The organism is Cohnella sp. AR92, from assembly GCF_003990975.1.
Taxonomy (GTDB): Bacteria; Bacillota; Bacilli; order Paenibacillales; family Paenibacillaceae; genus Cohnella.
This window is the reverse complement of the sequence record NZ_RZJR01000004.1, coordinates 116783-141721: the sequence shown is the minus strand read 5'-3', so window position 1 is coordinate 141721 and position 24939 is coordinate 116783. Positions and strand designations below refer to the sequence as shown.

Below are 24939 nucleotides of genomic sequence, written 5' to 3'. Positions count from 1 at the left end.
GGCACCGCCTGTCTTGGTTTATAGCCTGTAGTTGACCTGCTTTGCATCACCGTGGACGACAACGCAGAATTCACGAGCCATCTCGAATATGCGTGATCCAATCGCCATGTCAAACTTACACATTGCATCAACGTCGAATTCGGAGGATACGAGAATTGGTTTCTTGTTCATGTACCGGTAGTTAACGACCGCAAATGTTTGCTCAATCTGGAAATCAGTCGGCGTCTTGCGGCCCTTCCACATGTCGTCGATATACAGAACATCAATCCGTTGCATAAGTCCGATCCGGGTCTCTAAATCTGCGAGATTGTTCTTCATTTCATTGAATCCCTCAACCCATGGAAAATAGATTACCGGAACGCCCTTACGCATTAGGTGATTAGCTACGGCCATACAAAGATGTGTTTTGCCACATCCCGGGTCCCCGAGAAGGGCGAGACTGTTGAAGCGGTTGTTACGGATGTTTGGAAACTCTTTGGCGTACTCATAAGCAGCTTGATAAGCGTCCTGAACGATTTGCGGCCGAGTCTCATGCTGGAATCCCTTAAACGTCTTGCTCATGAACTCTTCCGTGATCTTGCTTTGCTTCATTACGGTTTCGGCTTTCCTCCAGTCCCGGCAGTCCACGCACATACGCCATTTCTCAACGCCTTCCTCGTCTCTAACCAGGTAACCCATCTCGTCCTTGCATGTTTGGCATCGGTACGACTTTTCCTCTTCTGATCCATCCGAGTTGGCCTCCAGTGATTGAATCCTCTGGGCGCGTTGGCGTAGATCCTCCAGATTGAATTCCTTGAGTCCGCTCTTTAAGCTCTTCAATCTTGTTCCTCCCTTCCCACTCCCGGGTGATAGCATCGTTGTAATAATTGAATGAGTGAACCGTCCCGCCCTCGCTTACTTTCTTTTCGTATTTCATTCTCATGACTGAGATGATAAAATCAGCCGGTATCCCCTTATTGAGAACTTGTTCCATGTCGTACATTTGATTAGCAACATGGTGCTCTGCTTTACCATGGATCTCGCAATAGGATCGGAAAACTTTTTCTAGGTCGTCACCGGCAGTAGTAACATCATTCTTTTCATTCTTATAATTCTTTACATTCTTGTTTGTGCTCACTTGTTGCTCACTTGCTGCTCGTTTGTTGCTCACTTGTTGCTCATTTTGCTGCTCATCATTTTGGTATTTATGCCAGTTAAGTATTGATACCACTGAGAATTTGTTGCTCGATTTGATGCTCAGAAATTCACCGTTTTCTAATGTCTCAAGCCACCTCCACACCGTAGTGGGGCTTTTTTGTTGCTCACGGCTTAATCCGTTGTTGTACATCGATTGAAGAGAGAATCTTCCCGTCACAAATTCTCCCGGCATCAGCCGGACAACCTGGCGCCCTACGAGCTGGTCCCGCTCCTTATGGGTTGCCTCAAGAAGGCATATCATCCAAAGCCGAAGCAACTCGATGTCGTTGAATATCGGATTAGCACGTATTTTCCGGTGAAGCTTAATCCACCCTTCCATTCATCTCCACCACTCTTATATTTGCCTCGCCAAACATATCGTTCCTTTTCACTTCTCTACCCCCTAACTGGTCGGTTTCCAAAGTTTTAGAAAACGAAATATTGCGTTCTCAGATTTACTTGATGCTGTGGTTTCAACCCACAGCGTTTGATGCATGCCCTCGATTGAAACTAGGTCACCAACCACTTGTGGGATCATTAGAAATGAGGTCATAATAGGAAGGATATCAGTTAAAATGACCCCCTTGAGGGTTTAAGAGTTTACAGCCGTCTGGAGTTCACCGCGCAGCCATTTTTCGATGTTGTCCCGGTAGAATAGGATACGACCACGAACTCGAACATGAGGCAACTGGTTCTCCCTCGCCATCGTATAAATAGTCCCCGTTGATACGCCTACCATTTCGGCTACTTCACTTACAGAGATCGTCAACTTAATTGGTTTTTCCATTCGTTATATCCTCCTCAAGATTCATTATGATTCTAGCCCGCTCCGATCTAAGCGAGGATAAGCGGTCCATGAGCTTCGAATACTCTTCAACCGATAAGGTTCTACGCTTACGGCCATTGCTGATCTCAAGAGCGATTCTGGTGTGCTCCCGAGCTATTTGTACTAAGTGGTCTGCAACCTCATTGGAAGCAGACCACAACGCTTTTCTGGTCAAGTTCATAGCATTCATGATGCTTCTGCACTCGTATCTTTAAAGAACTGTTGGCTGAGTTTCTCAGCGACCTCAATATTCCTTTGTAATTCCTTCATGACATAAAACATAAGTTCCGATAGCACCCGCACTTCTAAGTGATGTTCACGGTAGGCGAATTTCTCCATGCCCTTTATAACAGCTGAATCCATGTCTACTCTCAGTTGCGAGAATTTCACATCAATATCCTTCAGTGCATCCACCCTTGCAGCAACAGCAACTATTGCTTCATCCATTTTTGCAGCCAGTTGATGAAATTGTGTGCTCATACAACATCCCCCTCTTGATGATTTATTCACTTTGCCGGATTCAGTTTTCAAGGAGCATAAGATTAGATGATCATTCCTTAGCTAGTAAAGACAATGAAATCCAGTTCCCGCGTACAGTGCTCACATAAGTACGACCATTGATGATCTTTCCAAATATTCTGTTGAAATATCACAATATTCGTTTATTACTTTAGAAATATTTCTAACGAAATATTACCACGGTATATTCTCAAATTCAATAGGGTATGATAAATTTATTCCAATAGAGATATTTTTTTATGGAGGAGCGCGTTGCATTGGAAAACGATAAAGCTATTGAATTCGGAGAATACGTCCGATCGTTGAGGAAGGAACAGAAGTTAACGCTTGTTGAGCTAGCAAAGGCATCGGATGTATCGCAACCTTATTTGTCTAACATTGAGAATGGAAACAGGGGTATTCCGTCAATTGAGATTCTTAATAAATTAGCTGGCCCGTTGGGGGTGCCGAACTCTACACTTCTACTTCGTGCGGGATATGCTGATATGATCGGAAGGTTGACGCTAGCTAAAATGGCATATGGCGCCTCAAACCTAAATGCAGAAGTTTTAAGGTTATGGGGCGGAATCGAAATTGCAATGGTTAATGAAGATCGGTTTTATACCAGATTCACTGATGATATGGATGAAATTAGAGACAGCATAAGAAATGTTCTTACTGGAGATGTTTTTGAGCTAGATCCAATTAACTTCTATAAACTCCTAACTATGCTTAATTGGAACTCTGATAATGATGAAAATGAATCCGTAAAAGAAGTCGTTTTTGAAGCGTTACAAAACCTACACGAAATAGCAAAAGCGGAGATTAGCGTTAATAAAAGCTTGGATCTTATGCTCAGCCCCGAAGTCGAACCAAATTATAAGGGAATAAGTATTTCTGAAAAGGAAAAGAAACTCATTGCTGCCTATCTAGACTTGATGTACAACGATCAGATCGAACACGAGGAGGGATGATGTATGGCTAGCATACGCCAGCGTGGAGAAAACTCATGGTTGCTCACAGTTATGGCCGGCAAGGACGCGAACGGCAAATACATCCGTAGGTTCAAGACGGTTACAGTTGATGATCCGGCCTTATTGAAGACAAAGAAGCGGCTGCAGGACTATTTAGACGCCGAATACGTGAAGTTCCGGGAAGAAGTGGAATCTGGGGAATACATCAAACCGGAGAAAATGACGTTCGGAGCGTTCATAGAGGAATGGCGGCAGAAATATGCAGTGAAGCATCTGGCATTTAAGTCTTTGGCAGCCTACGATGCGCAGCTTAAGACACGTCTCATACCGGAGTTCGGCGGTATGAAGTTAGAGGACATCAAGCCTCTTAACATCGTCAATTACCTGGACAAACTCGAGCGCGAAAAGAAGGTAAAGGGAACAGGTGGCCTATCCTCGAGCACGATCGATATGAACCGTCGTATCCTAATGAACATCTTTAATCGGGCCGTGGAATGGCGGATCATCAAGAACAGCCCTGTCGTCACCATTAAAAAGCCCAAGGTGAGTCATCAAGAGTTCCACCCCTTCGATGAACACGAAGTTCACCGTATGCTCAGAGCGGCCCAGAGCGAGCCGTATCACTGGCGCATGATGATAACCATAGCGCTAATGACAGGCATGAGACGAGGCGAATTGTTGGGCCTGGAATGGAAGCATATCGATTGGAAGAACGGTATTATTGAGGTCTCCCAAACGCTTGTCCACGCCAGCAAAGGCGAGATCATCATTAAAGAACCAAAAACAAAGAACGGAAAACGCAAACTTGCGCTATCCGCCTCTGTGCTTGAGGAGTTGCGTGAATACTACGCTTATCGAGCGAAGGAACGGGACAAGCTGGGCGACGCATGGAACGGTAAGGACAAGCTAGGCCGAGAATGGAACTTCGTTTTCAGCAATGCAGACGGAACACCGTTTCACCATCATAGTCCGAATCAGTGGTTCCGGCTGTTCCTTGAAGGTAATGGACTCCGACGAATCCGATTCCACGATCTGCGACACACGTCTGCAACGCTTCTGATTAGCCAGGGCGTTCATGCGAAGATTATCTCCGAACGGCTCGGTCACGGCAACATAACGACGACGATGAATATATATGGGCACGCTCTCCGTTCTGCTGACCAATCCGCTGCGGATAAGCTGGAGGCGCTCATCTTCAATCCTAAAACAGCTATACAGCAATGAACTGCACCTCTCAAACACGAAGCATACTTACAAGGAATTGTCTTCACTTCGCGTGCAATTTGAACATTTTTTGCAACAAATTTGCAACAACTCCGCTCTCGCTTCGAACAGAACCCCGTAATATCAAGGATTCCCGGGATCGAACATCCTATGCAGGAAGTAGGCGTTTGACATCCATCCGGCGAAAAATCTGACCGACCCAAAAGAAAATCTCCGCCATAGCCGTGACGGCCGCAGCGGAGACTTAGGATCTGCGAACATTATATTTTTACCCTTCATACGGAAGGCTCGGATAGGAGCCCAACACGCGAACCTGACAGCCGATCGCTTCGATCTCGGCGATCGCCGCCGGAAGCAGCACGGAATCCATCGACATCAGGATGTCGATGAAGAAGTAGTAGACGCCGAGCTTCTTCTTCGTCGGACGGGATTCGATCTTCGAGAGGTTGATCCTCCTCCACGCCATCGCGGCGAGAACCTGATGGAGAGCACCCGGATAGTCGTCCGGCAAGGTGACGAGAATGCTGGTCTTGTAGACGGTAGCGGCGGGATTCTCGTACTCCTTGTTCCCTACGAGCAAGAAGCGGGTATAGTTGTTGTCATGGTCGGTGACTTTCTCTTGAAGGACGTCAAGCCCGTAATCCGCCGCAGCCGTTCGGGTGCCGATAGCGGCCCAGCCCTTGTCCGGATTCTGCGAGACGAGCTTGATCGCTTCGGAGGTACTGCTGACCGTCTCTTGCTCGGCATGCGGCAGCGTCCCCCGGAGAAAATCGTAGCATTGCGCCATGGCGACCGGATGGCTCAGAACCTTCGTGATTCTCTCCGGCTGCCATTCTCCGTTGTCGTTCGCAAGCTCGGTTCTCCGGCCGACCAGATTCTGCACGGCAGGATAGACCCATTCGGCGCGGATCGGCAGGTCTACTTCGTGAACGAGCCAATCCGTATGCAGGCTGACGGAACCGTCGATCGTATTCTCGATCGGGATGACGCTCCAGTCCGTGTCTCCGCGCTCTGTCGAACGGAAGACGTCCGAGATGATTTTATAATAGGTTTGATGGATCTCACGATCGCGGAAAAAGTAACGGGCGGCTTCGTCCGAGAACGTTCCTCGGGGGAGGCTGGCTACTCGAGGGGCATTGGTCACGGCTGCACCTCCGTCCCGACGGGAACCGGCAGAATCTCCGACAGCTCAAGGCCGAAATTCTCGTCGGACGAGCGAAGGACGACCGATTCCGGGCCTAGCGGCCAAGGCTGGAGCCAGCGGGTCGTGACTTCGATCCCCTTCTCCGCCATGACTTCCGTGACGAAGCGAATCATCTCTTCGCGGTCCGAGACGGCGGAATCCGCCAGCAGCAGAAGCGTCGGTCCCGCTCCGGACAATACCGCTCCAAGGGCGCCATGATCGGCGGCATCGCGGAGAATGACGTCCATGCCGGGAACAAGCGCAGCCCGGTAAGGCTGATGAAGCTTGTCCCTCATCGCGTGCCGCAGCAGATCCAAGCGGCCGGTCGCCAGCGCCGCCGTCAGAAGCGAGCTGTGACTGACGTTGAATACGGCGTCCTGCATGGACAGCTGCTGAGGCAGTACCGTCCTCGCCTTCTTCGTCGACAGCTCGAATTCCGGGATCACGACAAGAGCTTCCAGCCCTTGAGGCGGCTCCAGGCGAACCGCCTCCGCCCGGGTGCCGTCCCACGCGGCCGCGATGATGCCGCCATACAAGGAAGCGCCCACGTTGTCCGGATGCTTCTCCTGCGCGGTTGCCATCTGGAACAATTCGTCGAGCGAGAGCGGAGAGCCGATCAGCTCGTTGGCGGCGACGAGCGCCCCGACGATGGCGGAGGCGCTGCTGCCCAAGCCGCGGGTAAGAGGAATGTCGCTGCGAAGCGTGATGTGAAGCTCCGGCAGCTCCACTCCGGCTCTGGCGAATACCTTCTGGGCTACGTTGTACACCAGATTGGATTTGTCTGTCGCCAGCCCTTGGGTCTGATCGCCCAAGAGCGTGACGGTGGTGCCTTCCCCTGCATTCGAAGGGCGAAGATCGACCCAAGAGAACAAAGACAAGGCCATGCCCAGCGAATCGAAGCCTGGCCCCAGATTAGCGGTGCTGGCTGGAACCCGAACGACGACTCGATCCTTCACGGACGGGGCTCCTAACGTTTGGTGCTGATCTAGTTTCATTTTGCTACCTCTTCTGTAGGAATAGGAAGAATCGTATGAGACCGGCTTGCCGCTTATCAGCCTTCGACCCGATAAACGCTCTTGACCCGGCGGATGGCCGACAGCTTCTCGAACTCGCCTAGCACTTGATTCAGGGAAGCTTTGGAGGCGTTATGCGTCGTAATGATCAGCTCGGCGCCGTATTGATCCGGAGCGGCCGGCTGCATGACCGATTCGATGCTCATCTCGACGCGGGAGAACACGTTCGCGATCTGCGCGAGCACGCCTGCTCGGTCTTCGACATGAAGCAGAAGGAAGTACCTCGAAGCGATCTGTTCGTCGGATTTAAGCTTCTTCTCCTTGTAAGTCAGCGCCGCTTGGCGTCCGTTCACGCCCAGCTTGGAGTTCTTGATAACGGCCACCAGGTCGGATACGACCGACGTCGCCGTCGGCATCGCGCCTGCGCCCGGACCGTAGAACATCGTCTCTCCTACCGCTTCTCCGTATACGTACACCGCATTGAACACTCCGTTTACCGAAGCGATCGGATGGCTCTTCTTGATCATGGTCGGCTGCACGCTTACGCTGATGAAGTCGTCCTGCCTCTCGGCGATGCCGAGCAGCTTCACTTCATAGCCGAGGCGCTGGGCATACTGAATGTCCTCTTGCGTCACCGAGCTGATCCCTCTCACGTCGACGTCGTCCAGAGCCACGTTCGAGCGGAAGCCGAGCGTGGCTAGAATCGTCATTTTGCGAGCGGCGTCCAGCCCTTCGACATCCGAGGTCGGATCGGCTTCGGCGTAGCCCAGCGCTTGGGCTTCCTTCAGCACGTCCGCATAAGCGGCGCCTTCCTGGCTCATCTTCGTCAGGATGTAGTTGGTCGTGCCGTTGACGATCCCCATGATCTTCGTGATCCGGTCGGAGGAGAACCCTTCGATCAGCGTCCGGATGATCGGGATGCCGCCGGCAACGCTCGCCTCGTACAGAACGTCGCAGCCCTTCTCGCTCGCCTTCGCCAGAATCTCCTGGCCATGCAGCGCCATCAGGTCTTTGTTTGCCGTTACGACATGCTTGCCGCGCTCCAGCGCCTCCAGAATATATTCCTTCGTCGAACCGATGCCGCCCATCACCTCGACGATAATATCGATCTCCGGATCGCGGACGATCTCCCATGGGTCCTCCGTCAGCTTGGAGGCGTCCACGGCGATGCTGCGGGATTTGGAGCGATCCTTCACCAGAATCTTGGAGATGGAGATCGGAGAGCCCACCTGGCTCTGGAGATCCTCCTGGTGGCCTTCCACGATGCGAACGACCCCCGTGCCGACCGTGCCTAATCCAAGCAATCCTACTTTAACGGGCTTCATCTTGATAGCTCCTCCTCATGGTGGTGCATAAAATCAATTAGGTTCGTAAGTATGAAGACATCGGACGTTCCCGCCTCGCCATGGCGAATGCTTCAACTGCGCCCGACAATGTGCGTACGCTTGACTCCGTCGATCGCCTTCAATTGCTCGATCAAGTCCGAGAACGGCCCGGACAGGCCGGATATGTCCAATGACAAGACGACGTTAGCCAACCCTTGAAGGGGGATGGACTGGGAGATCGTCAAGACGTTCCCTTCGCTTAACGCAAGCATCCCCAGAACCTTGGACAAGACGCCCGAACGATGCTCCAGATCCATGGATAGCGTAACCATGCGCTCTCTGGAATTCTGCTCCAGAGGATAGACGCCGTCTTTATACTTATAGAAGGCGCTTCTGCTGAGCCCGACCTTCTCCGCCGCCTCGTGAACGGTAGCCGCTTCTCCCCTGCGGAGGAGCTCCTTGGCCTGCTCCGTCTTCAGGATGCCTTCCGGCAGTAAATCCTCGCGAACGACATAATATTGCTCTGCCATATTACGTCCTCCCAGGAAAGACGATTGTTTGTGTATAGTGGACATTATATCGGATGAACGTGACCTCGGCAATAGGTAAACCGACGATTCGCGCTCAACGGCTGCCCGTTTACAAAAAAACCAACCGGGGGGTTATCCCCGATTGGTCATCGTCGCCGTCAGGCGTGCTGCTCCGGATCAACGTTCCTCGTACAGATAGGAGTCCGTGCCGCCCTCGAAGAACTCGAATTCGAAGTCCCCGATTCGGATCGTGTCCCCGTCCTTCGCGCCCCTCTTCCGAAGCTCGGCATCCACGCCGGCGTTGCGCAGAATCCGGCCGAAGCGCATAACCGCCTCGTAAGAAGCGAACTGCGTCCGCTTGAGCAGCTTCTCGATCGATTCGCTCTCCACCACATAAACCTCGTTGTCGCGGGAGATGGTGAACTCGTGGTTATCCGACGAGTCCTCCAGGCGATAGACGACGCCTTCGGCTTCCTTGGCGAGTCTGGCTTCTTCCGCGGCGACTTCCATCGGATCAGGCAGCGTATCGAGCAGATCGGCTACGCGATAGAGCAGCTCCGGAATCCCTTGACGCGTCAGCGAGGAGATCGGCAGGATCTCCAGATCCGGAAGCTCCGCCTGAACTTTCTCCTTGAACGCGGCCAGATTCTCTTCGGAATCCGGCATGTCCATCTTGTTCGCGGCAACGATCTGCGGGCGTTCCGTCAGCTTCGCGTTATAGAGCTTAAGCTCATCGTTGATCTTGACCCAGTCGTCGTACGGATCCCGGCCTTCCATGCCGGACATGTCCACGACATGAACGATGATCCGGGTTCTCTCGACGTGGCGAAGGAATTCGTGTCCGAGCCCGACGCCCGTGTGCGCTCCTTCGATCAATCCGGGCAAGTCCGCCATCACGAAGCTTCGATCGTCGGACACTTGGACAACCCCGAGGTTCGGCGTGATCGTCGTGAAGTGGTAAGCTCCGATCTTCGGCTGCGCGCCGGAGACGACCGAGAGCAGCGTCGACTTGCCTACGCTCGGGAAGCCGACCAAGCCGACATCCGCCATGACCTTGAGCTCGAGCGTCACCCAACGCTCCTGGCCTTCTTCGCCGTTCTCGGCGATCGCCGGAGCCGTGTTCGCCGGGCTCTTGAAGCGGGTATTGCCCCGTCCGCCTCGGCCTCCCTTGGCGATGACGACGGCTTGATCATGCTTCGTCAGATCGGCCAGCATCTCGCCGGTGTCGTCGTCGTAGACGATCGTTCCCGGCGGTACGCGAACGATCAGATCCTCCGCGTTGGCGCCATGCTGCGTCTTGTTCTTGCCCTTGATTCCCCGCGGAGCCTTGAAGTGCTTCTGGTAACGGAAGTCCATCAGGGTGCGCAAGCCTTCGTCGACGCGGAAGACCACGTCTCCGCCCTTGCCGCCGTCGCCGCCCGCAGGTCCGCCTTCCGGCACGTAGAGCTCGCGTCGGAACGCCACCAAGCCGTCCCCGCCGTCTCCGCCTTTGACATATATTTTCGCTTTATCTACAAACATTCTTTATTCACTCCGTTATGCAAGCCTAGACGCCCGCGGCGTCCCTTGCCGTTGTTGAGCTTTGCGAAGGCAGCCGGAAGGAGTCAATGAGGTTGAATCCAATCCCCTTTACGTCCCGTTAACCGGCTTGCTCCTTGAGAGGAAAAGCGACGATCATCCGCTGCCTGGAATCGGACAATCCGGAGCTCGGCTCACGATCCTCCTCCGACCATTGCCCGATCCCCTTAAGCACCCGCTCCAACTCGAAGGGAAGGCTGTCTCTTGCGGCGAGCATGCCGTCGTAGTTCATTGCCAGCTCGATGCCGTTCTCCGACCTGTAGAAAACGAGCTGCAGCCGGTTCTCTTCCCCAACCGGGGAGACGTCCGATCGAACGCGAATGGCGTCGATCAGGCCGATCACCGCTTCGGCGAACTTGCCTCGTTCCAAGCTTCCGCCAGAGTCTAGGCTAAAGTCGTCGGCGACCTCGACCTCGAGCTTCATCGTGCTGCACATCGTCCGGAAAGACAGCAGGTAAGCGATCAGCTTGGGGGCCGCAAGCCGCGACAGCCGGCTGTCCTGCTCCATCTGCTTCTTTAGTCTCTCCACAACGTCGATTGCTTTATCGGGCTTGCCCAGCTTTAGATAGCCATACAGAATCTGGACCTCGTTCATCAGATCGTGCCGATGATGGCGAACCGTATTGATCGTCGTCATCCGCATCGATTCGACAGCGAATTCGTTCCTTCGGTTCGTCTCCCGTTGCGCCATCGCAATGATGACGGCGGCGGCGGCGATCGTCCACAGGACGAACAACGCGAGCAGCCATCCTTCGTCAGGCCAGAAAACCAGCGCCAAGCAGGGCAAGAGGAGAGATAGGCCGATGCCGCTCGCTCGGGCGATAAATCTTCTCGACATGCGCGACTTCTCCGTTTCGTAATCGGCTGGAAAAATCCTACTCTGAACTCTAGTATACCATGATGGCGGGAATAGACATATGTCAAAGTGCTATTCCCGCCATCATGCAACGAACCCCGGCCTCACTGATGGCCGGGGTTCGTGGATGGCAGTCGATTAGACTTCCAGGGCAGCCGCAACGGGTGCCAGCTCAACCGGGTATACGCTCACTTTCTTGCGATCGCGTCCCCAACGTTCGAACTTGACTACGCCTTCGACAAGCGCGAACAGCGTATCGTCCTTGCCGATGCCTACGTTGTTGCCCGGATGGATCTTCGTTCCGCGTTGGCGAACGAGAATCGAACCAGCCGTTACCGTTTGACCGTCCGCGCGCTTAGCGCCGAGGCGCTGCGAGCGGGAGTCGCGTCCGTTCTTCGTCGAGCCTACGCCCTTCTTGGAAGCGAACAACTGAAGATTCAGTTTCAACATGAGTGTCAACCTCCTTCTTTGGCTAATGCGTGCTTTATCTTCACGTGCTTGCGGTATTGTTCTACGATGGATTCAAGCCCGACGATCATGCCTTCCAATAGCAATTGGACTTGATCGTTCCGGTATGCTTCTTCGCTCTGAGGCGCCGTTGCCGACAACCAGCCCGACTTCATGTCCGCCTCCGGAACGAGTCCCGTCAGCTTCTCTATGGCATTGACGGCACCGACCGTAATAGCCGATACGCCCGCGCATACGATGTCTTTGCCTGGATCGTCGTACATAGCATGCCCCGTGACGGAGAATCGCTTGATCCGGTCATCCCTTCCGCGATAGATCGTGATCGTAACCATTCAGGCACCTTCTTACGCCTTGATGCTCTCGATCGTCACTTTCGTGTACGGTTGACGATGACCTTGCTTCTTGCGCTCGTTCTTCTTAGGCTTATACTTGAAGACGATGATCTTCTCGCCCTTCACGTGCTTCTCGACCTTAGCCGTTACGGATGCGCCGGCTACGAGCGGAGCTCCGGTTACGAAGCCTTTGTCGCTGGATACAGCGAGGACCTTGTCGAACGTTACGCTTTCGCCTTCGTTCGCGTTCAGCTTCTCGATGAAGAGAACGTCGCCGGCTTGTACCTTGTATTGCTTGCCGCCTGTTTCGATAATTGCGTACATGTGTGTGCACCTCCTCATATCTAAGACTCGCCTCTAGGGGTGCCGATCGAATCAGCGCAAGGCCGATAAATCGGTCTTCCGACCCGTTGGAGAGCGGTTGTAGCATGCCGTAACTATTAAGCACTTTGCACGCACCCTAAGATACTACCATATCTTCGGGCAGAATACAACCCGCAATCGGACTTTCGCCGATCGGTTACCGAATATAGATTTTGCCTTTGCCCTTGCAAGCCGCGCACGTCTCATATAGGAAGCTTTCCACGTTCGCCCGCGCTTTCTTCCGCGTGATCTCGAGAAGGCCAAGCCTTGTCCAGCCCAGCACCTGGCACTTGGTTCGGTCGCGCTTCATCGTTCCTTCGAGCTGCTGCACGACGAGCTGGCGGTGCTCCTCCGTCTCCATGTCGATAAAATCGACGATGATGATCCCGCCGACGTCCCGAAGCCGAAGCAATCTCGCGATCTCGGCGGCCGCCTCCAGGTTCGTGCGGAAGACGGTCTCCTCCAGATCGACGTTGCCGATGTATTTGCCCGTGTTCACGTCGATGACCGTGAGCGCCTCCGTCTGGTCCCACACGAGGTAGCCGCCGCTGTCCAGCCAGATTCTTTGCTTAAACGCTTTGTCCAGCTGATCGTTGATTCCCATCTTATCGTATAATGGCGTATTTTCCTTATAGAGATGAACCCGGTCGGCAAGCGACGGCGCGGTTTGCCTAAGGTAAGCGGCCGCTTCCTGGTACGCGTTCTCGTCGTCGAGGACCAGCTCTTCGGTATCCGGGGTGAAGACGTCCCGAACCATCCGCTGAACGAGTCCGAAGTCGCGGTGCAGCTCGATCGGCGCGCTTAGATGCGAGGCTCGCGAGACGATGTCGCGCCACACTCCCCTTAACGCCTTGAGGTCCTCCAGCAAGGCCTCCGCGCTCTCGCCCTCCGAGTTCGTTCGAAGGATCATTCCTTCCCCCGGCTCGCGCAGCTGCTCGGCCAGCGACTTAAGCCGATTGCGCTCCTGATCGTTCTCGATCTTCTTGGACACGCCCACGTAATCCGCTTCGGGCATATAGACCAGCCAGCGGCCGGGCAGGGAATAATGCGTGGTCACCCGCGCTCCCTTGCCGCCCAGCGGCTCTTTCATGACTTGAACGATTCTCTCGTCGCCAGGCTTCAGTAGCTCGGTAATCGAAGGCTTCACCTTCGGCTGCTTGTCCAGATGGGGATGAAGAGCATCGTCCACGTACAGAAACGCATTCTTCGGCAAGCCGATATCGACGAAAGCCGCCTGCATGCCCGGAAGCACGTTTACGACACGACCTATGTACAGATTCCCGACGAGCGACGTGCCTTCCGATTTCTCAACGCTGAATTCCGCCAACCTACCGTCTTCCATTAATGCCGAATGGGTTGCGTTGCGCGTACAATGGACAAACAGCTGCTTCATGCCTACCTCCCGTTGCCTGGCCTTTTCTCCATTTTACATGAAAAACCGCAAATCCGCATGCCCGTTCGTCAAAGTATTCAGGAACCGGTCCACCATCTGCCCTTCCGGAACGACCTTCTGGATTCTTCCTTGCTTCATCACATAAACGAGATGATAGCGCTCCTTCATCAGGAGCTTGACCACCTCCGATGGCTGCCTTTGCTCCGAGACGACGATCGGCTGAGCCAGCGTTCCTCCGCTGATTCGGCCTTCCGAGCGGCGAGCCCGATGCACGAGAAAGCGAAGGAAGACGAACGGAACGTTGCGCCTGTAAGTCCAATTCGAAGCGCACAGGAAGACGCCTACGGCAAGCGTATTCATCTGCAGGACCCCTCCTTGGAGGAGAGGGACGAACGAATAGAGCACGACCGCCGCGCTAAAAAAAAGACTGAGACGGGTACTCCACAACAGGACGCGATGATACGGAATCCGCAGGCACATCCACACTTGGGCGAGCTTGCCCCCGTCCAGCGGCATGATCGGCAGCAGATTGAAGAGGAGGATTAGCGCATTGGCTTTGATAAAGTCGTGCGCCCATGCCGTCTCCACCCAGCCGACGCTTCCGGCCAGCCATGCAATCAGCGCCAGCAAGGCGTTCTGAGCAGGACCGGCGATCGCGACCCAGGCTTCTTCCCGGGCAGGCACCGCCCCCGCTTCCTCTACCTCCAGCACTCCGCCGAAGGGAAGAAGCTTCACCTCTCGAATCGTCCAGCCGAACCGAAGCGCCATGAACAAGTGACCGAGCTCGTGCAGAAGAACGATGGCGAACAGCGTAACGATCCCTAGCCACTGGCCCATCGCCAGAGCCAGAAGCATAAGCAGAACGAACAGAGGGTGGAGTTTAAACGAGATGCCTCGCCAATTAATCAAACGGGATCACTTCCGACGGATCGAGCGATCTCCCGTTCTGCTTAAGCGCGAAGTAGAAAGCCCCCTCTCCGGATTCATCGGCCGCCGCCTCTCCCAGCGAGGCGCCTGTCTCCACCCAGTCGTTCTCCTTCACGGCGGCGTTATCGACGTTGCCGTAGATCGAGACGACCCGGTTCGGATGCTGGATCTCGACGGTCGCGAAGCCCTGGTCGTCTCTCGCGACTCGGGTTACGCGACCGGAATGAACGGCTCTAACCGGGCTTCCGCTTGGCGCGCTCATTCGGATCCCCTCGCCGTCCTGCCCGAATGTCCGAACGATCTTCCCGGCCAGGGGCACCGCGATGTCCTCGCGGCTCCAGCTTGCGGTGACGGCCTGCGTGTTATCCGATCGGTTGAGCAGATGCAGGAAAGCCGGCGTGCTTCCGAACTTCTTCTCATACCATTCCTGGACGGCGATATAATCGATGTCTTTGGTAAGAGCCTGAACGGTCCAAGCTTGCGCCGCTTCGCTTCCTGGCAGCTCGAAGCGGAACCAGGCCCAAGCTCCCCCAAGCAGAAGAAGAGCGACCGCGGTGCGCAGCGCGAAGCCTCGCAGGAATCTCCTTAACGCCCCTCCCGGCGGCGAGCTCGACGGACCCTCGTTCCACTCCGCGGGTCCGCGAACAAGTCCCGGATAATCGCTTAGGCGCTTGATCGGCCCCGTTCCGAGCGCCGTCCGGCCCGCGTCGCCGGAGGGCGCTCGGTTCGAGAATTGCAGGCGTTGCCTCTCCTTCCACCACTTCTCGGGATCCGGTTCCTCATCAGGCGCCTCGATCGGCAACGGCGTCAGCGTTTCGGGCGCATAAGGCGGAGGACCCGCATCGGGCCATAAAATCGGCTCTGGAGCGGCTCCGCTTGCTCGTCCGGCCGACGGAATCGTCGAATCGTTACGTTCCTGCGGCCTCCCCCCGTTCCACTGGCTTCCTCCGGACGAAGAAGCTGCCGATTCCAGCCAAGTATCCAACGAAGTAGCGGACCGGGAAGATCCTCCGGCTTCCGCGGACGTCGCTTCGAACCAGGCGTTCAACGCCGCCAAGCTGTCGGCAGGCTCGGCATCGGCCTCCGGAGTCGCGGAGGCCACCATGCGTTTAGCCCCTTTGCTCGGGAGCAGGTTCGGACTTGTTCGAATGGCCTCGGCAAGGGCATCCCGCCTTGCCATGTCCGGAATGGCACCGTAGCTGTCCTTATCCGCCGCGGCTTCCTCCGGACTCCAGCTCTCCGAACGAACCCCCGTCAGCTGCCGGATCCGATTCCTTCTTCTCTCGCGGACGTTATCCCGTACGTGCATCGCCCGTTCCTCCCTTGTCCCGCTTCTTACTATCACGATATGGCAAGTCCGCCGCATTTAGAAGCAAGGGGGAAACAGAGAGGCGATCGCTCGCCGTAACCTGCGGCTTAGCCGGGGCTTGCATTCGCACATAGGGGCGTTACTATAACAAGCGCCAATAAATCCTTCACCTACGATACTCATCCAATCGCAGGTGTCCTAAGCTGCTCATCTATAGTTATCCGCATTCGGATTAGGATTCGGGCTACGGCCGCCGCTATCGACTTACGGCTGCTTCTAACCACTTTGGCCTATCGCTTGCGGATGTGGCATCTGCCTATCGCTTGCGGATGTGGCATCTGCCTATCGCTTATCGTTTGCGGCTTACGGGTTACGGCTGCGACTTTCGGCTGCCGCTATCGACTTTAGACTGAGGCTGCCGCTGCCGCTTCGTCCATCTCTATCACCCCGCGTCGGTCTTTTATCAATTCGCTTAACGGAAATTTCAGCCCCTTAAATGCTCGAAAAAGAGCCGTTAAAATTCTAATGGATATTCGCGACGCTTAAATTGCATTTTACCCTCGACGTTAGGGGGAGTTGTTCATGTAAGGGTCTGTCATTTCCGTTAAAATTCAAAAGACACCAATCTGCGCCTCTAAGGGTCGCAAATTTCCGTTAAAATTAAGTCCATGATCTTAACCTCCCCAGTCAAACTGGGGGCTGATACAACAAAAAAGCAGCGCCGGGTTGCCCCGTACGCCGCCTGCCTTAGCTGCACTGCCTACATTACCTGCACTACCTGCACTGCCTACATTACCTGCACTACCTGCACTGCCTACATTACCTGCACTACCTGCACTGCCTACATTACCTGCACTACCCGCCTTACCCGCCTCGCCAGCCTTACCTACCTAACCCGCCAAGCCTGCCATCTATCGGCCTACGGCTTGTTTACGTATCCATCGTGTATTTCTCTTGATGAGCCCGGATGCTGAACACGAGCCCGATCGAGAGCATGTTCAGGATAAGAGAGGTGCCTCCATAACTGATGAACGGCAGCGTAATCCCCGTTATCGGCATCAATCCGATCATCATGCCGATATTCTGGAAGATCTGGAACACCATCATGGAGGCGACCCCAATGATAATAAAGGAGCCCCTTAAGTCGTAACACTGATACGCGGTTATAATCATCCGATAGATAAAGACGAAGTACAACAGCAGCAGGACCGCCGCTCCTTGGAACCCGAATTCCTCCCCAATCACGACGAAGATGGAGTCGGAATACGGATAAGGAATGAACTTGCGGTTCTTGGACTCGCCTTGCATGTAGCCGTCTCCGGACAACCCCCCGGAACCGATCGCGATCTTCGCGTTCTCGGATTGCCGTCTTTGGTCATCTGAAGCTTCGTCCGGGTGAATATACGTGTTGATTCGTTCGTACCAGTGAATCTTTTTATGATCGTCAAGGTAGTTCTTGATATCATCATTATAGGCATTGAACAAGCTGACGAAGAGCATCAAGCCCCCTAAAACGACAGTGAGCCCGATCATCACGTAGGTATATCGAATATTGCCGATCCACAGCATCCCGAGTACGATGAAGAGATAGATGATCGCATTGCCCAAATCCGGCTGAATCATGACGAGAACGAACGGAACGAATGCGATCATCGCGATCGCCATGACATCTGTTCTCATTCGCAACGGGTCGCCTTGCCTTCGTCCAAGCACCGCCGCAACCGCGATGATGAGAAACAGCTTCATGATCTCGGCAGGCTGAATCGTAAGTCCCAGGTTCCCAGGAAGCTTGAACCAGCCTTTGGCTCCGTTAAGCTCCCCCCCAAAGAGATAGACCGCAATCAGCGAGCCAATCCCGATGATATACCAGACGTACCAGACTTTTAGCAGCAGCCGGTAATCGATAAGAGTCATCAGGAAGAGAACGCCGAACCCTACTCCGTAATAGATAAGCGTCTTGACGTCAAAGTGATAATATTGAGGGTTGTTATGCGTGGCGCTTCGAACCACCAGCGTACTGATGACCATGAACCCGCATAGAATCAACACCATGAGCCAATCGATCTTTTTTAACCGGTTCAGCAAGCTTGCTCATCCCATTCTAAGAAACTTCTTGACCCGTCCGAACACCCCTGTTTTCTCTTCTAACTGCATCAGGGGAACCGTCTCTCCCAGAATTCGGCGCGCCACGTTGCGATACGCGATCGCGGCGCGGGAATTCGGATTCATCACGGTCGGTTCCCCGTGATTAGCGGCCCGGATTACAAGTTCATCATCCGGGATAATGCCGATCAAGTCAATCGCCAGAACCTGGCAGATATCGTCGATCTCCAGCATGTCCCCGTTCTTCAAGAGGTTCGGACGAATGCGGTTGATCAGGAGCTTGGGCGAATGGATGCCGCGCTTATCCAGAATTCCGATCACTCGATCCGCGTCGCGTACGGCGGCTTTCTCCGGCGTCGTTACGACAATCGCCTGATCCGCGCCCGTAACGGCATTATCGAAGCCCTGCTCGATGCCGGCGGGACAATCGATGATCACGAAGTCGAAATCCGGCTTCAGCTCCTCGATGATCTTGGTCACCTGCTCGGGAGTGATGTCGTTCTTGTCTTTTGTCTGCGCGGCCGGAAGCATGTAGAGCTCCTCGAACCTCTTATCCTTGATCAGCGCTTGGGGCAGGCGGCAACGGCCTTCCGCGACGTCGATAAGATCGTACACGATCCGATTCTCCAGCCCCATGACGACATCCAGGTTGCGCAAGCCGATATCCGTATCGACCATGCACACTTTTTTGCCGATCAAGGCCAGTGCAGTTCCCAAATTCGCCGAGGTGGTCGTCTTCCCGACCCCGCCTTTGCCGGATGTAACGACAATCGCTTCTCCCATCGCTCTACACTCCTTTAAATAAAATGGCTTCTTTACGATGCTGGTGCAGATGAGTCAGTTTATCGATCTCCATCGCCCCGTTGCGCAAGAACGCGTATTCCATCAACGGATCGGCTGACGCCCATTCCTCCGGCGGACGGCTGATGACCTCAGCGATTCGAAGCTGGGTAGGAGTCATCAAGGAAGCCGCTATGATCGAATTCTCGTTGCCTTCGCAGCCGGCGTGGGCCATCCCGCGGAGCGCTCCCATAATGAAGATGTCTCCGGTGCTCAGGATCGTCCCTCCCGGATTCACGTCCCCGATCAGCAGAAGATGTCCGTCATGGCTGACGACCTGGCCGGAACGGATGATTCCGGTTATCGTCTGGAGACCAAGCGGCTCTTCCTTCTGCTCCGCGACTTCCGGGTCGCTCTCGATGCTCTGAACGAGGAAATTGCCCTGCCTGCGAATGGCGCTGCGGATTTTCTCCTTGTCTTCCTCCTCGAGCACCCGGGAGCCGAGCTTAACGAATACGTGAACCATCGGGCCGTTCAATTGTTGCTCATGCTTGTCCAGCTTCGCATGCAATTCATCCAGCAGCGACACGAAGTCGCACTGGTCGTCCAGAAGAAAGATAAGGCCTTCCTTGGTACCCTTAATCGTTATGGCCGATTTGACGCTCACGCAAGCCCGCTCCTCCCTACAGTAACAACCATTCGGTCTGACGCCCCCTTCACCGTCCCCCGCGGGAACGGATCGGACTCATGAAGCAGAACTCTCCTCGCCGGCACCCGCCTTCGCAAGCCACTTGCGAACGGGCAGGTACAGCAGCAAGGCGAAGCCCACATGAAGCAGCAGGGTCGGAACGATCTGCCAATAGAGGGCGAACGCATAAGTCAAGCTCGTTAATTGGAAAAGCTTATAGACGAAGTAGACGATCGTATCCATGACCACGCTTCCCACGCCGACTGCCAGGAGCATAAAGCTGAGAAGGTGGTTTTTTCTCTCGCCGGCCAAGCCGATAAGATACCCGACCAACGCCAAGGCGAAGCCGTAAGTGCCCAGCAGCTCGCCATAGAATAGAATGTCTTCCGCCAAGCCGAAGCCCAGACCGAAGAAGAAAGCTTTATATCTTCCGCCGAATAAGGCGACGAATACCGTCATCACGAACGGCATGTGCGGAAGAAGCCTGTCGCTCCAAGCCGATGGAATCAGCCACGGGAGAATAGCGGTTTGAATGATCAGCAGCAGGATCGTCAGCAGGATCGTCCGATTCATTCTCATGTTCAGGGCGCATCCACATCCGAAGTGACCACGACGAACACCTCGGTCAGGTGATCGAATTTAGCTGCGGGCTCAAGCGTGGCCGTGTGGGTCAGACCGAAGTCTCCCACTTGATTGCTGATAACCGTGCCGATGATGATTCCCTTAGGCAGAACGTTGCCTAGACCCGACGTGACGATCAGGTCTCCCTCGACCACTTGGTCGTTCTCGTCGATCTTGCTCATCTGAAGAACCTTGTTCTCCTTGTCGTAATCGACGATGCCGAAGGATTGGTCTTCGCGCCCGAGGACGGTCGCCGCGATCGAGATCGCGTCCGTCGAAGTGGAGTCCAGCTCCGAGAGAGGCGTCACCGTCGAGGTGAATTCCGATACCTTGCTGACCAGCCCGACGAGTCCGTCGACCGTCGTGACCGCCATCTTCGGCTTGATTCCGTCATGCGAGCCCAGGTTGATCTTGATCGTCTTGTCGTAAGGGTTCGAGCTGCTTGCGATGACTTGGGCGATCAAATAGCGATAATCGTATAATTGCTTCTGTCTTTCCGTAAAATGGAGATCATCTTGCAGTCTCTTATTCTCGTTCTCGATCATATTGTAGCGGATCTTGTCCTGCGTATAACGAGCGACCGTCTGCCGAAGCTGTTCGTTCTCTTCATACACGTCGGAAAGCCGGCCGAGGTCTCGGAAGAACTCCGAGACCGCCCCGACCGGCCGATAAAACGCTTCTTGAACAGTTCCGACAGCATCGTTGACGAAGCGTTCAGGCCAAGTCAATCCGGTACGTCCAGAGGAGAAACCCAGCAAAGAGATGAACAAGATAAGCCCAATCATCAGAATGAACAGCCGTTTGTTGCGCATGAATTTAAAAATAACCATTCACCTGCTTTCCCTGCCGCCGGGCTCCGATCCGAACTAATTACCTTTGCTTAATCAACGCTTGCGGGAGGACGAGCCGCCCTTGTTCCTGAACAGATGAATATTCTCGAGCGCCCTGCCTGTTCCGATAGCCACGCAGTCCAGCGGATTCTCCGCGACGATGACCGGCATTCCCGTCTCGCGCGCGAGCATCTTGTCCAGATTGCGGAGCAGCGCACCGCCTCCGGTCAGCACGATGCCGCGGTCCATGATGTCCGCGGAAAGCTCCGGCGGGCACTTCTCGAGAGTAACCTTGACCGCTTCCACGATCGCGTTGACCGTGTCGGACAGGGCTTCCGTGATCTCGTCGGAAGTAATGGCGAGCGTCTTCGGAAGACCCGTCACGAGGTCGCGTCCGCGGATCTCGATCGATTCTACCTTATCCAGCGGAAGCGCGGAACCGATCTCCATCTTGAGCTGCTCGCTCGTTCTCTCGCCGATCATCAGATTATACAGTCGCTTTATGTACTGCATAATCGATTCGTCCATCTCGTCGCCCGCCACTCGAATCGAACGGCTCGTTACGATGCCGCCGAGGGAGATGACCGCGACTTCCGTCGTTCCTCCGCCGATATCGACGACCATGCTGCCCGTCGGTTCCCAGACCGGCAGATCGGCGCCGATCGCGGCCGCGAACGGCTCTTCGATCGTATAAGCCTCGCGAGCTCCCGCCTGTTTGGTCGCGTCTTCCACGGCGCGCTTCTCGACAGCCGTGATGCCGGAAGGCACGCATACCATCACGTTCGGATGGCGCGGCGGGAAAGAACGTTCCTTCTGGGCTCTGCGAATGAAATATTTGATCATCGTAGCCGTTGTGTCGAAGTCGGCGATAACGCCGTCCTTCATCGGACGAATGGCGCGAATGTTGCCGGGCGTGCGCCCGATCATCTTCTTCGCGGCCTCTCCTACGGCTTCGATTTTCTTCGTATCTGTACGCAGGGCAACCACGGAAGGCTCCCTCACAGAAATTCCTTTGCCTTTAACATAAACCAGAGTGTTAGCCGTTCCCAAGTCAATCCCTAAATCTCGAGTAAATCCACCAAACATATGCTGCTACCTCCTGTTGGGACAATCCTTCTTATTATATTACAAGCATCCACTTTCCTTCAAACTAATATAGCGATTGTCACCGATTACCAGATGGTCGAGCAGCTCGATCCCGAGCAGCTGTCCCGCTTCCGCCAGCCTCTTCGTCAGTTGGATGTCTTCGGGACTCGGGGTCGGGTCCCCGCTCGGATGATTGTGCGCGCATAGAATCGACGCGCTGCTGCGCCGGATGGCCGCCCGGAATACCTCTCGGGGATGGACGATCGAGGCGTTCAAGCTTCCGATCGAGAGCGTCTGCCTTCCGATCACTTGGTTCTTCGTGTTGAGAAACAGGCAGACGAAGTGCTCCTCCCGGTAGTGCCGCAATTCCTCCATCAGAAGATCGGCCGCATCCTGCGGCCTCGAGATGCGCGGCATCTCCGGCAGGCGGGACCTCGCGACTCTCCTGCCCAGCTCGATGGACGCCTGCAGCTGCAGCGCCTTGGCCGGTCCGATCCCGCGGATGTGCGTCAGCTCTTCCCAGCTCCGTTCCGCGAACCGGCGCAGCCCGCCGCAATCGTTCAGAATCCGCTGGGCCAGGTGCACGGCCGACTCGTTCCGGGTTCCCGTCCGCAGCAGAATCGCGAGCAGCTCCGCGTGGCTGAGCGACTCCGATCCGTGCCGCTGCATTCTCTCCCGCGGACGATCGTCCGCCGGCAATTCCCTCATCGTATAAGCGCGTTGTTCCATTCCGCTTCCTCTTCTCCGTTATCCGCGTCGGCCGCGGGTATCGTCTGAGGTCATGAGGTAATTGGCTTTACCGTTCAACTTAAGACTTACGGCTTAACGATTCCGAAGGACTCAAGCATCTCCGCGAGCAGCGAGACCGGAAGCCCCATCACGCTATAGAAGTCTCCTTCGATGCCTTCGACCAGCAAAGCGCCGCGGTCTTGAATTCCGTAAGCGCCTGCCTTGTCCATCGGCTCTCCGGTCTCGACATATCGGCTTATCTGCTCCTTCGACAGCTTTCTCATCCGAACGCGCGTGACCCGATGCGTCGTCACGGCCCGGCCTGACTCCAGCTCCAGGCAAGTGACGCCGGTATACACCTCGTGGGTTCGGCCTTGCAGCCTCTCCAGCATCGCTTCGGCATCGGCGGCGTTCTTCGGCTTGCCCATCGCTTCTTCTCCGAGAGCGACGATCGTATCGCTGCCGACCACGATGGAGACCGCTCCATCGCCTTTGAGGTCGGACGGCTCGGCGCCGTCGATCACGGCCTTGGCTTTGCGAAGGGACAATTCTTCGACGATTCTCGCCGGGCTCCAGCCCGCGGGAGTGTCTTCGTCGGCGTGGCTCGGCCGGATAAGCACCGGAAGCCCGAGCTTGGCGATCAGCTCCTGGCGGCGAGGCGAAGAGGATGCCAGCACCAATGTCGCCGGCGCCGGCGGAGTTGAAGGGGATTGATTCTGATTGGAAGTCATTGCTGTTTTCTTTCCTTTCTATTGCGTTACATTCTGCGATAAGCCCAGATGGAGACAATCGCTCCGATTATGCTGAGCAGGCTGAGGTCGAATCCAATATGAATCGAATAATTGACGACGAGGAGATCGGCGGAAGGCGACCAATCGATCTTGAAGGTCCGAGTCAGAAAATCAAGCCCGGGAACGTCTTCGAGCCACCTGGCGACCATAGCTCCCGCCAGCAGGCCGATAAATACAAGCAGCACGAGAACCCAAGCGCTTTTCTTCATGTTTCAACGTCTCCCACCATTTTTTGACACTTGTCCATTCATTATACGTTGCCTGGGCAACCTGTTCAATGCGTAATTGGACCTCATTCCGTCATCGGCTGCCAATTGGCGAATTGGCGAAGAAAAGTGGAATCTCTAAAGAATTCGTTCCGGAAGCCAAACAAAAGAGGGTTGCGCTCCCTCCGCCGTCGGCGATAGAACGCAAACCCTCTATGATTGGAGCAGCAGTTCCAGCGCTCCGGGACCCTGCGGCCGGATAGAATCTGCTTAAAGTTTCATATTCAGAGCCCCCGGCCCACGGGCCTGGGGCTCCGTAACCCGAATTTATCGGGTTACAGCTGGTAGGCGACAGCGGCGCTTCGCAACCGACGCAATCCGCGTGATTCTGCCGCCTGTCCGCGCTTGCTTACGCCTCGCTCCCGCGTTCCTGCTCCAGCTCTTCGAAGATGGAGCGAATCGCCTCGATCCGTTCCGGAACGATCGGAAGCAGGCTGTGGCCTTCTTGGCGCACGGAAGAGCCGAAGTGGACCTCGGGCGCTCCTGTCTGCCGAATAAACTCTTTCAGCGCTTCGACGGTTAAGCCCGCCCCCGCGAGAATCCGCAGGTTCGTTCCTTCCGACGCTTCGACAAGCGAGCGGATTCGGCCCATCGCGCGAAGCGCGGAGGGCTGTCCGCCCGAGGTGAGCACTCGGCTGATCTGCGGGAACGAAGCCAGCAGCTCCAGCGCTTCGAACTGGTCCTCCGCCTCGTCGAAAGCGCGGTGGAAGGTGATGTCGAGCTGCTCCGCTTCCGCGATCAGCACCCGCAGCACCGCCGAATCGATCTTGCGATCCGCCGTGAGCGCGCCGATGACGATGCCCGCCGCTCCCGACTTCCGAATGGCGCGGATATCCGCCCTCATCGTGCGAATGTCTTCCGCCCCGTACACGAAGGACAAGCTGTGGGGGCGAACCATGACGTTCACCGGGATCGAGACCGAACGAATCGTCTCTTCGATCAGGCCGATGCTCGGCGTAAGCCCGCCTTCCAGCATTCCGGTGACCAGCTCGATACGTTGGGCTCCGCTTCTCTCCGCGGCGATCGCGTCCGCCAGATTGGTCGCTATCACTTCCAGCAGCATTCTATCT

Annotated in this window: 28 protein-coding genes and 1 other annotated feature; of the genes, 2 read left to right on the top strand and 26 right to left on the bottom strand. The window is 55.2% G+C overall.

Translation table 11 applies throughout. The features are described 5' to 3' along the window. Positions 1-18: 18 nt before the first annotated feature. From ELR57_RS07765 to ELR57_RS07755, 4 genes are all read right to left on the bottom strand, one after another. Complete coding sequence (locus ELR57_RS07765; protein WP_238162454.1) at positions 19-744, bottom strand: ATP-binding protein; 726 nt, start codon at positions 742-744, stop codon at positions 19-21. Continuing rightward, positions 662-1516, bottom strand: coding sequence for a hypothetical protein (locus tag ELR57_RS28235; protein ID WP_238162440.1), 855 nt, complete (start codon positions 1514-1516; stop codon positions 662-664). Before ELR57_RS28235 ends, ELR57_RS07765 begins: the two co-directional genes overlap by 83 nt. A 252-nt stretch (positions 1517-1768) precedes the next feature. Next, on the bottom strand, positions 1769-1963 hold the full coding sequence (locus tag ELR57_RS07760) for a helix-turn-helix domain-containing protein (RefSeq protein ID WP_126958458.1): 195 nt from the start codon (positions 1961-1963) through the stop codon (positions 1769-1771). A gap of 225 nt (positions 1964-2188) precedes the next feature. Next, positions 2189-2482 (bottom strand): hypothetical protein, encoded by a 294-nt coding sequence (locus ELR57_RS07755; protein WP_126958457.1) that lies wholly within the window; start codon positions 2480-2482, stop codon positions 2189-2191. Positions 2483-2778: 296 nt separating this feature from the next. Between ELR57_RS07755 and ELR57_RS07750 the strand changes: the two genes are divergently transcribed. Together ELR57_RS07750 and ELR57_RS07745 are read left to right on the top strand one after the other, a co-directional pair. Beyond that, positions 2779-3474, top strand: coding sequence for a helix-turn-helix domain-containing protein (locus tag ELR57_RS07750; RefSeq protein WP_158629960.1), 696 nt, complete (start codon positions 2779-2781; stop codon positions 3472-3474). Between the two features lie 3 nt (positions 3475-3477). Continuing rightward, entirely contained in the window at positions 3478-4698 is a 1221-nt protein-coding gene (locus tag ELR57_RS07745; RefSeq protein WP_126958455.1) for a site-specific integrase, read from the top strand. 268 nt (positions 4699-4966) lie between these two features. On the opposite strand, the gene pheA is transcribed toward ELR57_RS07745, so the two are convergent. The 22 genes from pheA to ELR57_RS07635 all read right to left on the bottom strand — a co-directional run bounded on the left by pheA (position 4967) and on the right by ELR57_RS07635 (position 24932). After that, on the bottom strand, positions 4967-5842 hold the full coding sequence (gene pheA, locus ELR57_RS07740) for a prephenate dehydratase (protein WP_126958454.1): 876 nt from the start codon (positions 5840-5842) through the stop codon (positions 4967-4969). Beyond that, on the bottom strand, positions 5839-6876 hold the full coding sequence (thrB, locus tag ELR57_RS07735; protein ID WP_126958453.1) for a homoserine kinase: 1038 nt from the start codon (positions 6874-6876) through the stop codon (positions 5839-5841). Before thrB ends, pheA begins: the two co-directional genes overlap by 4 nt. Positions 6877-6932: 56 nt before the next feature. Beyond that, positions 6933-8219 carry a homoserine dehydrogenase gene (locus ELR57_RS07730; RefSeq protein WP_126958452.1) on the bottom strand — a complete coding sequence of 429 codons (1287 nt, stop codon included), beginning with the start codon at positions 8217-8219 and terminating at the stop codon, positions 6933-6935. Positions 8220-8311: 92 nt separating this feature from the next. Continuing rightward, positions 8312-8749: an ACT domain-containing protein gene (locus tag ELR57_RS07725; protein ID WP_126958451.1), complete on the bottom strand. Its 438-nt coding sequence runs from the start codon at positions 8747-8749 to the stop codon at positions 8312-8314. Positions 8750-8926: 177 nt separating this feature from the next. Continuing rightward, the gene (gene obgE / locus ELR57_RS07720; RefSeq protein WP_126958450.1) at positions 8927-10270 is read right to left on the bottom strand and encodes a GTPase ObgE; all 1344 of its coding nucleotides are present in this window, start codon (positions 10268-10270) and stop codon (positions 8927-8929) included. 118 nt (positions 10271-10388) lie between these two features. Next, a complete protein-coding gene (locus ELR57_RS07715) occupies positions 10389-11165 on the bottom strand; it encodes a Spo0B domain-containing protein (protein WP_126958449.1) in 777 nt (258 codons plus the stop codon). 156 nt (positions 11166-11321) lie between these two features. Continuing rightward, positions 11322-11633 (bottom strand): 50S ribosomal protein L27, encoded by a 312-nt coding sequence (rpmA, locus tag ELR57_RS07710; RefSeq protein ID WP_126958448.1) that lies wholly within the window; start codon positions 11631-11633, stop codon positions 11322-11324. A 5-nt stretch (positions 11634-11638) separates the two neighbouring features. Next, entirely contained in the window at positions 11639-11983 is a 345-nt protein-coding gene (locus ELR57_RS07705) for a ribosomal-processing cysteine protease Prp (RefSeq protein WP_126958447.1), read from the bottom strand. A gap of 12 nt (positions 11984-11995) precedes the next feature. Continuing rightward, positions 11996-12307, bottom strand: a complete 312-nt coding sequence (rplU, locus tag ELR57_RS07700; RefSeq protein WP_126958446.1) for a 50S ribosomal protein L21 — start codon at positions 12305-12307, stop codon at positions 11996-11998. A 13-nt stretch (positions 12308-12320) separates the two neighbouring features. Next, positions 12321-12416: a sequence feature (ribosomal protein L21 leader region), on the bottom strand. An 87-nt stretch (positions 12417-12503) separates the two neighbouring features. Next, on the bottom strand, positions 12504-13739 hold the full coding sequence (locus ELR57_RS07695) for an Rne/Rng family ribonuclease (protein WP_126958445.1): 1236 nt from the start codon (positions 13737-13739) through the stop codon (positions 12504-12506). 33 nt (positions 13740-13772) lie between these two features. Further along, the gene (locus ELR57_RS07690; RefSeq protein WP_126958444.1) at positions 13773-14648 is read right to left on the bottom strand and encodes a site-2 protease family protein; all 876 of its coding nucleotides are present in this window, start codon (positions 14646-14648) and stop codon (positions 13773-13775) included. Further along, positions 14641-15975: a M23 family metallopeptidase gene (locus ELR57_RS07685; protein WP_158629959.1), complete on the bottom strand. Its 1335-nt coding sequence runs from the start codon at positions 15973-15975 to the stop codon at positions 14641-14643. Before ELR57_RS07685 ends, ELR57_RS07690 begins: the two co-directional genes overlap by 8 nt. A gap of 930 nt (positions 15976-16905) precedes the next feature. Further along, positions 16906-18060 (bottom strand): FtsW/RodA/SpoVE family cell cycle protein, encoded by a 1155-nt coding sequence (locus ELR57_RS07680; protein ID WP_126958442.1) that lies wholly within the window; start codon positions 18058-18060, stop codon positions 16906-16908. Between the two features lie 6 nt (positions 18061-18066). Then, positions 18067-18861: a septum site-determining protein MinD gene (gene minD, locus ELR57_RS07675; protein ID WP_126958441.1), complete on the bottom strand. Its 795-nt coding sequence runs from the start codon at positions 18859-18861 to the stop codon at positions 18067-18069. A gap of 4 nt (positions 18862-18865) precedes the next feature. Then, positions 18866-19525 carry a septum site-determining protein MinC gene (locus ELR57_RS07670; RefSeq protein ID WP_126958440.1) on the bottom strand — a complete coding sequence of 220 codons (660 nt, stop codon included), beginning with the start codon at positions 19523-19525 and terminating at the stop codon, positions 18866-18868. Positions 19526-19603: 78 nt separating this feature from the next. Beyond that, complete coding sequence (mreD, locus tag ELR57_RS07665) at positions 19604-20125, bottom strand: rod shape-determining protein MreD (protein WP_126958439.1); 522 nt, start codon at positions 20123-20125, stop codon at positions 19604-19606. Between the two features lie 2 nt (positions 20126-20127). Beyond that, a complete protein-coding gene (gene mreC / locus ELR57_RS07660) occupies positions 20128-20997 on the bottom strand; it encodes a rod shape-determining protein MreC (protein WP_238162439.1) in 870 nt (289 codons plus the stop codon). 54 nt (positions 20998-21051) lie between these two features. Then, on the bottom strand, positions 21052-22083 hold the full coding sequence (locus tag ELR57_RS07655; protein WP_126958438.1) for a rod shape-determining protein: 1032 nt from the start codon (positions 22081-22083) through the stop codon (positions 21052-21054). A gap of 39 nt (positions 22084-22122) precedes the next feature. After that, a complete protein-coding gene (radC, locus tag ELR57_RS07650; protein WP_126958437.1) occupies positions 22123-22812 on the bottom strand; it encodes a RadC family protein in 690 nt (229 codons plus the stop codon). A gap of 86 nt (positions 22813-22898) precedes the next feature. Further along, positions 22899-23543: a Maf family protein gene (locus ELR57_RS07645; protein WP_126958436.1), complete on the bottom strand. Its 645-nt coding sequence runs from the start codon at positions 23541-23543 to the stop codon at positions 22899-22901. 26 nt (positions 23544-23569) lie between these two features. Then, entirely contained in the window at positions 23570-23812 is a 243-nt protein-coding gene (locus tag ELR57_RS07640) for a DUF4321 domain-containing protein (protein WP_126958435.1), read from the bottom strand. Between the two features lie 406 nt (positions 23813-24218). Beyond that, positions 24219-24932, bottom strand: a complete 714-nt coding sequence (locus ELR57_RS07635) for a copper homeostasis protein CutC (RefSeq protein ID WP_126958434.1) — start codon at positions 24930-24932, stop codon at positions 24219-24221. Positions 24933-24939 lie beyond the last annotated feature (7 nt).

Bases quoted from the DNA above. Each gene is read 5' to 3' on its own strand.
- ELR57_RS28235 (WP_238162440.1), bottom strand. From the start codon at position 1,516: ATGGAAGGGTGGATTAAGCTTCACCGGAAAATACGTGCTAATCCGATA.
- ELR57_RS07760 (WP_126958458.1), bottom strand. From the start codon at position 1,963: ATGGAAAAACCAATTAAGTTGACGATCTCTGTAAGTGAAGTAGCCGAA.
- ELR57_RS07755 (WP_126958457.1), bottom strand. From the start codon at position 2,482: ATGAGCACACAATTTCATCAACTGGCTGCAAAAATGGATGAAGCAATA.
- ELR57_RS07745 (WP_126958455.1), top strand. From the start codon at position 3,478: ATGGCTAGCATACGCCAGCGTGGAGAAAACTCATGGTTGCTCACAGTT.
- thrB (WP_126958453.1), bottom strand. From the start codon at position 6,876: ATGAAACTAGATCAGCACCAAACGTTAGGAGCCCCGTCCGTGAAGGAT.
- ELR57_RS07730 (WP_126958452.1), bottom strand. From the start codon at position 8,219: ATGAAGCCCGTTAAAGTAGGATTGCTTGGATTAGGCACGGTCGGCACG.
- ELR57_RS07725 (WP_126958451.1), bottom strand. From the start codon at position 8,749: ATGGCAGAGCAATATTATGTCGTTCGCGAGGATTTACTGCCGGAAGGC.
- obgE (WP_126958450.1), bottom strand. From the start codon at position 10,270: ATGTTTGTAGATAAAGCGAAAATATATGTCAAAGGCGGAGACGGCGGG.
- ELR57_RS07715 (WP_126958449.1), bottom strand. From the start codon at position 11,165: ATGTCGAGAAGATTTATCGCCCGAGCGAGCGGCATCGGCCTATCTCTC.
- rpmA (WP_126958448.1), bottom strand. From the start codon at position 11,633: ATGTTGAAACTGAATCTTCAGTTGTTCGCTTCCAAGAAGGGCGTAGGC.
- ELR57_RS07705 (WP_126958447.1), bottom strand. From the start codon at position 11,983: ATGGTTACGATCACGATCTATCGCGGAAGGGATGACCGGATCAAGCGA.
- rplU (WP_126958446.1), bottom strand. From the start codon at position 12,307: ATGTACGCAATTATCGAAACAGGCGGCAAGCAATACAAGGTACAAGCC.
- ELR57_RS07695 (WP_126958445.1), bottom strand. From the start codon at position 13,739: ATGAAGCAGCTGTTTGTCCATTGTACGCGCAACGCAACCCATTCGGCA.
- ELR57_RS07685 (WP_158629959.1), bottom strand. From the start codon at position 15,975: ATGCACGTACGGGATAACGTCCGCGAGAGAAGAAGGAATCGGATCCGG.
- minD (WP_126958441.1), bottom strand. From the start codon at position 18,861: ATGGGAGAAGCGATTGTCGTTACATCCGGCAAAGGCGGGGTCGGGAAG.
- mreD (WP_126958439.1), bottom strand. From the start codon at position 20,125: ATGAGAATGAATCGGACGATCCTGCTGACGATCCTGCTGCTGATCATT.
- mreC (WP_238162439.1), bottom strand. From the start codon at position 20,997: ATGGTTATTTTTAAATTCATGCGCAACAAACGGCTGTTCATTCTGATG.
- ELR57_RS07655 (WP_126958438.1), bottom strand. From the start codon at position 22,083: ATGTTTGGTGGATTTACTCGAGATTTAGGGATTGACTTGGGAACGGCT.
- radC (WP_126958437.1), bottom strand. From the start codon at position 22,812: ATGGAACAACGCGCTTATACGATGAGGGAATTGCCGGCGGACGATCGT.
- ELR57_RS07645 (WP_126958436.1), bottom strand. From the start codon at position 23,543: ATGACTTCCAATCAGAATCAATCCCCTTCAACTCCGCCGGCGCCGGCG.
- ELR57_RS07640 (WP_126958435.1), bottom strand. From the start codon at position 23,812: ATGAAGAAAAGCGCTTGGGTTCTCGTGCTGCTTGTATTTATCGGCCTG.
- ELR57_RS07635 (WP_126958434.1), bottom strand. From the start codon at position 24,932: ATGCTGCTGGAAGTGATAGCGACCAATCTGGCGGACGCGATCGCCGCG.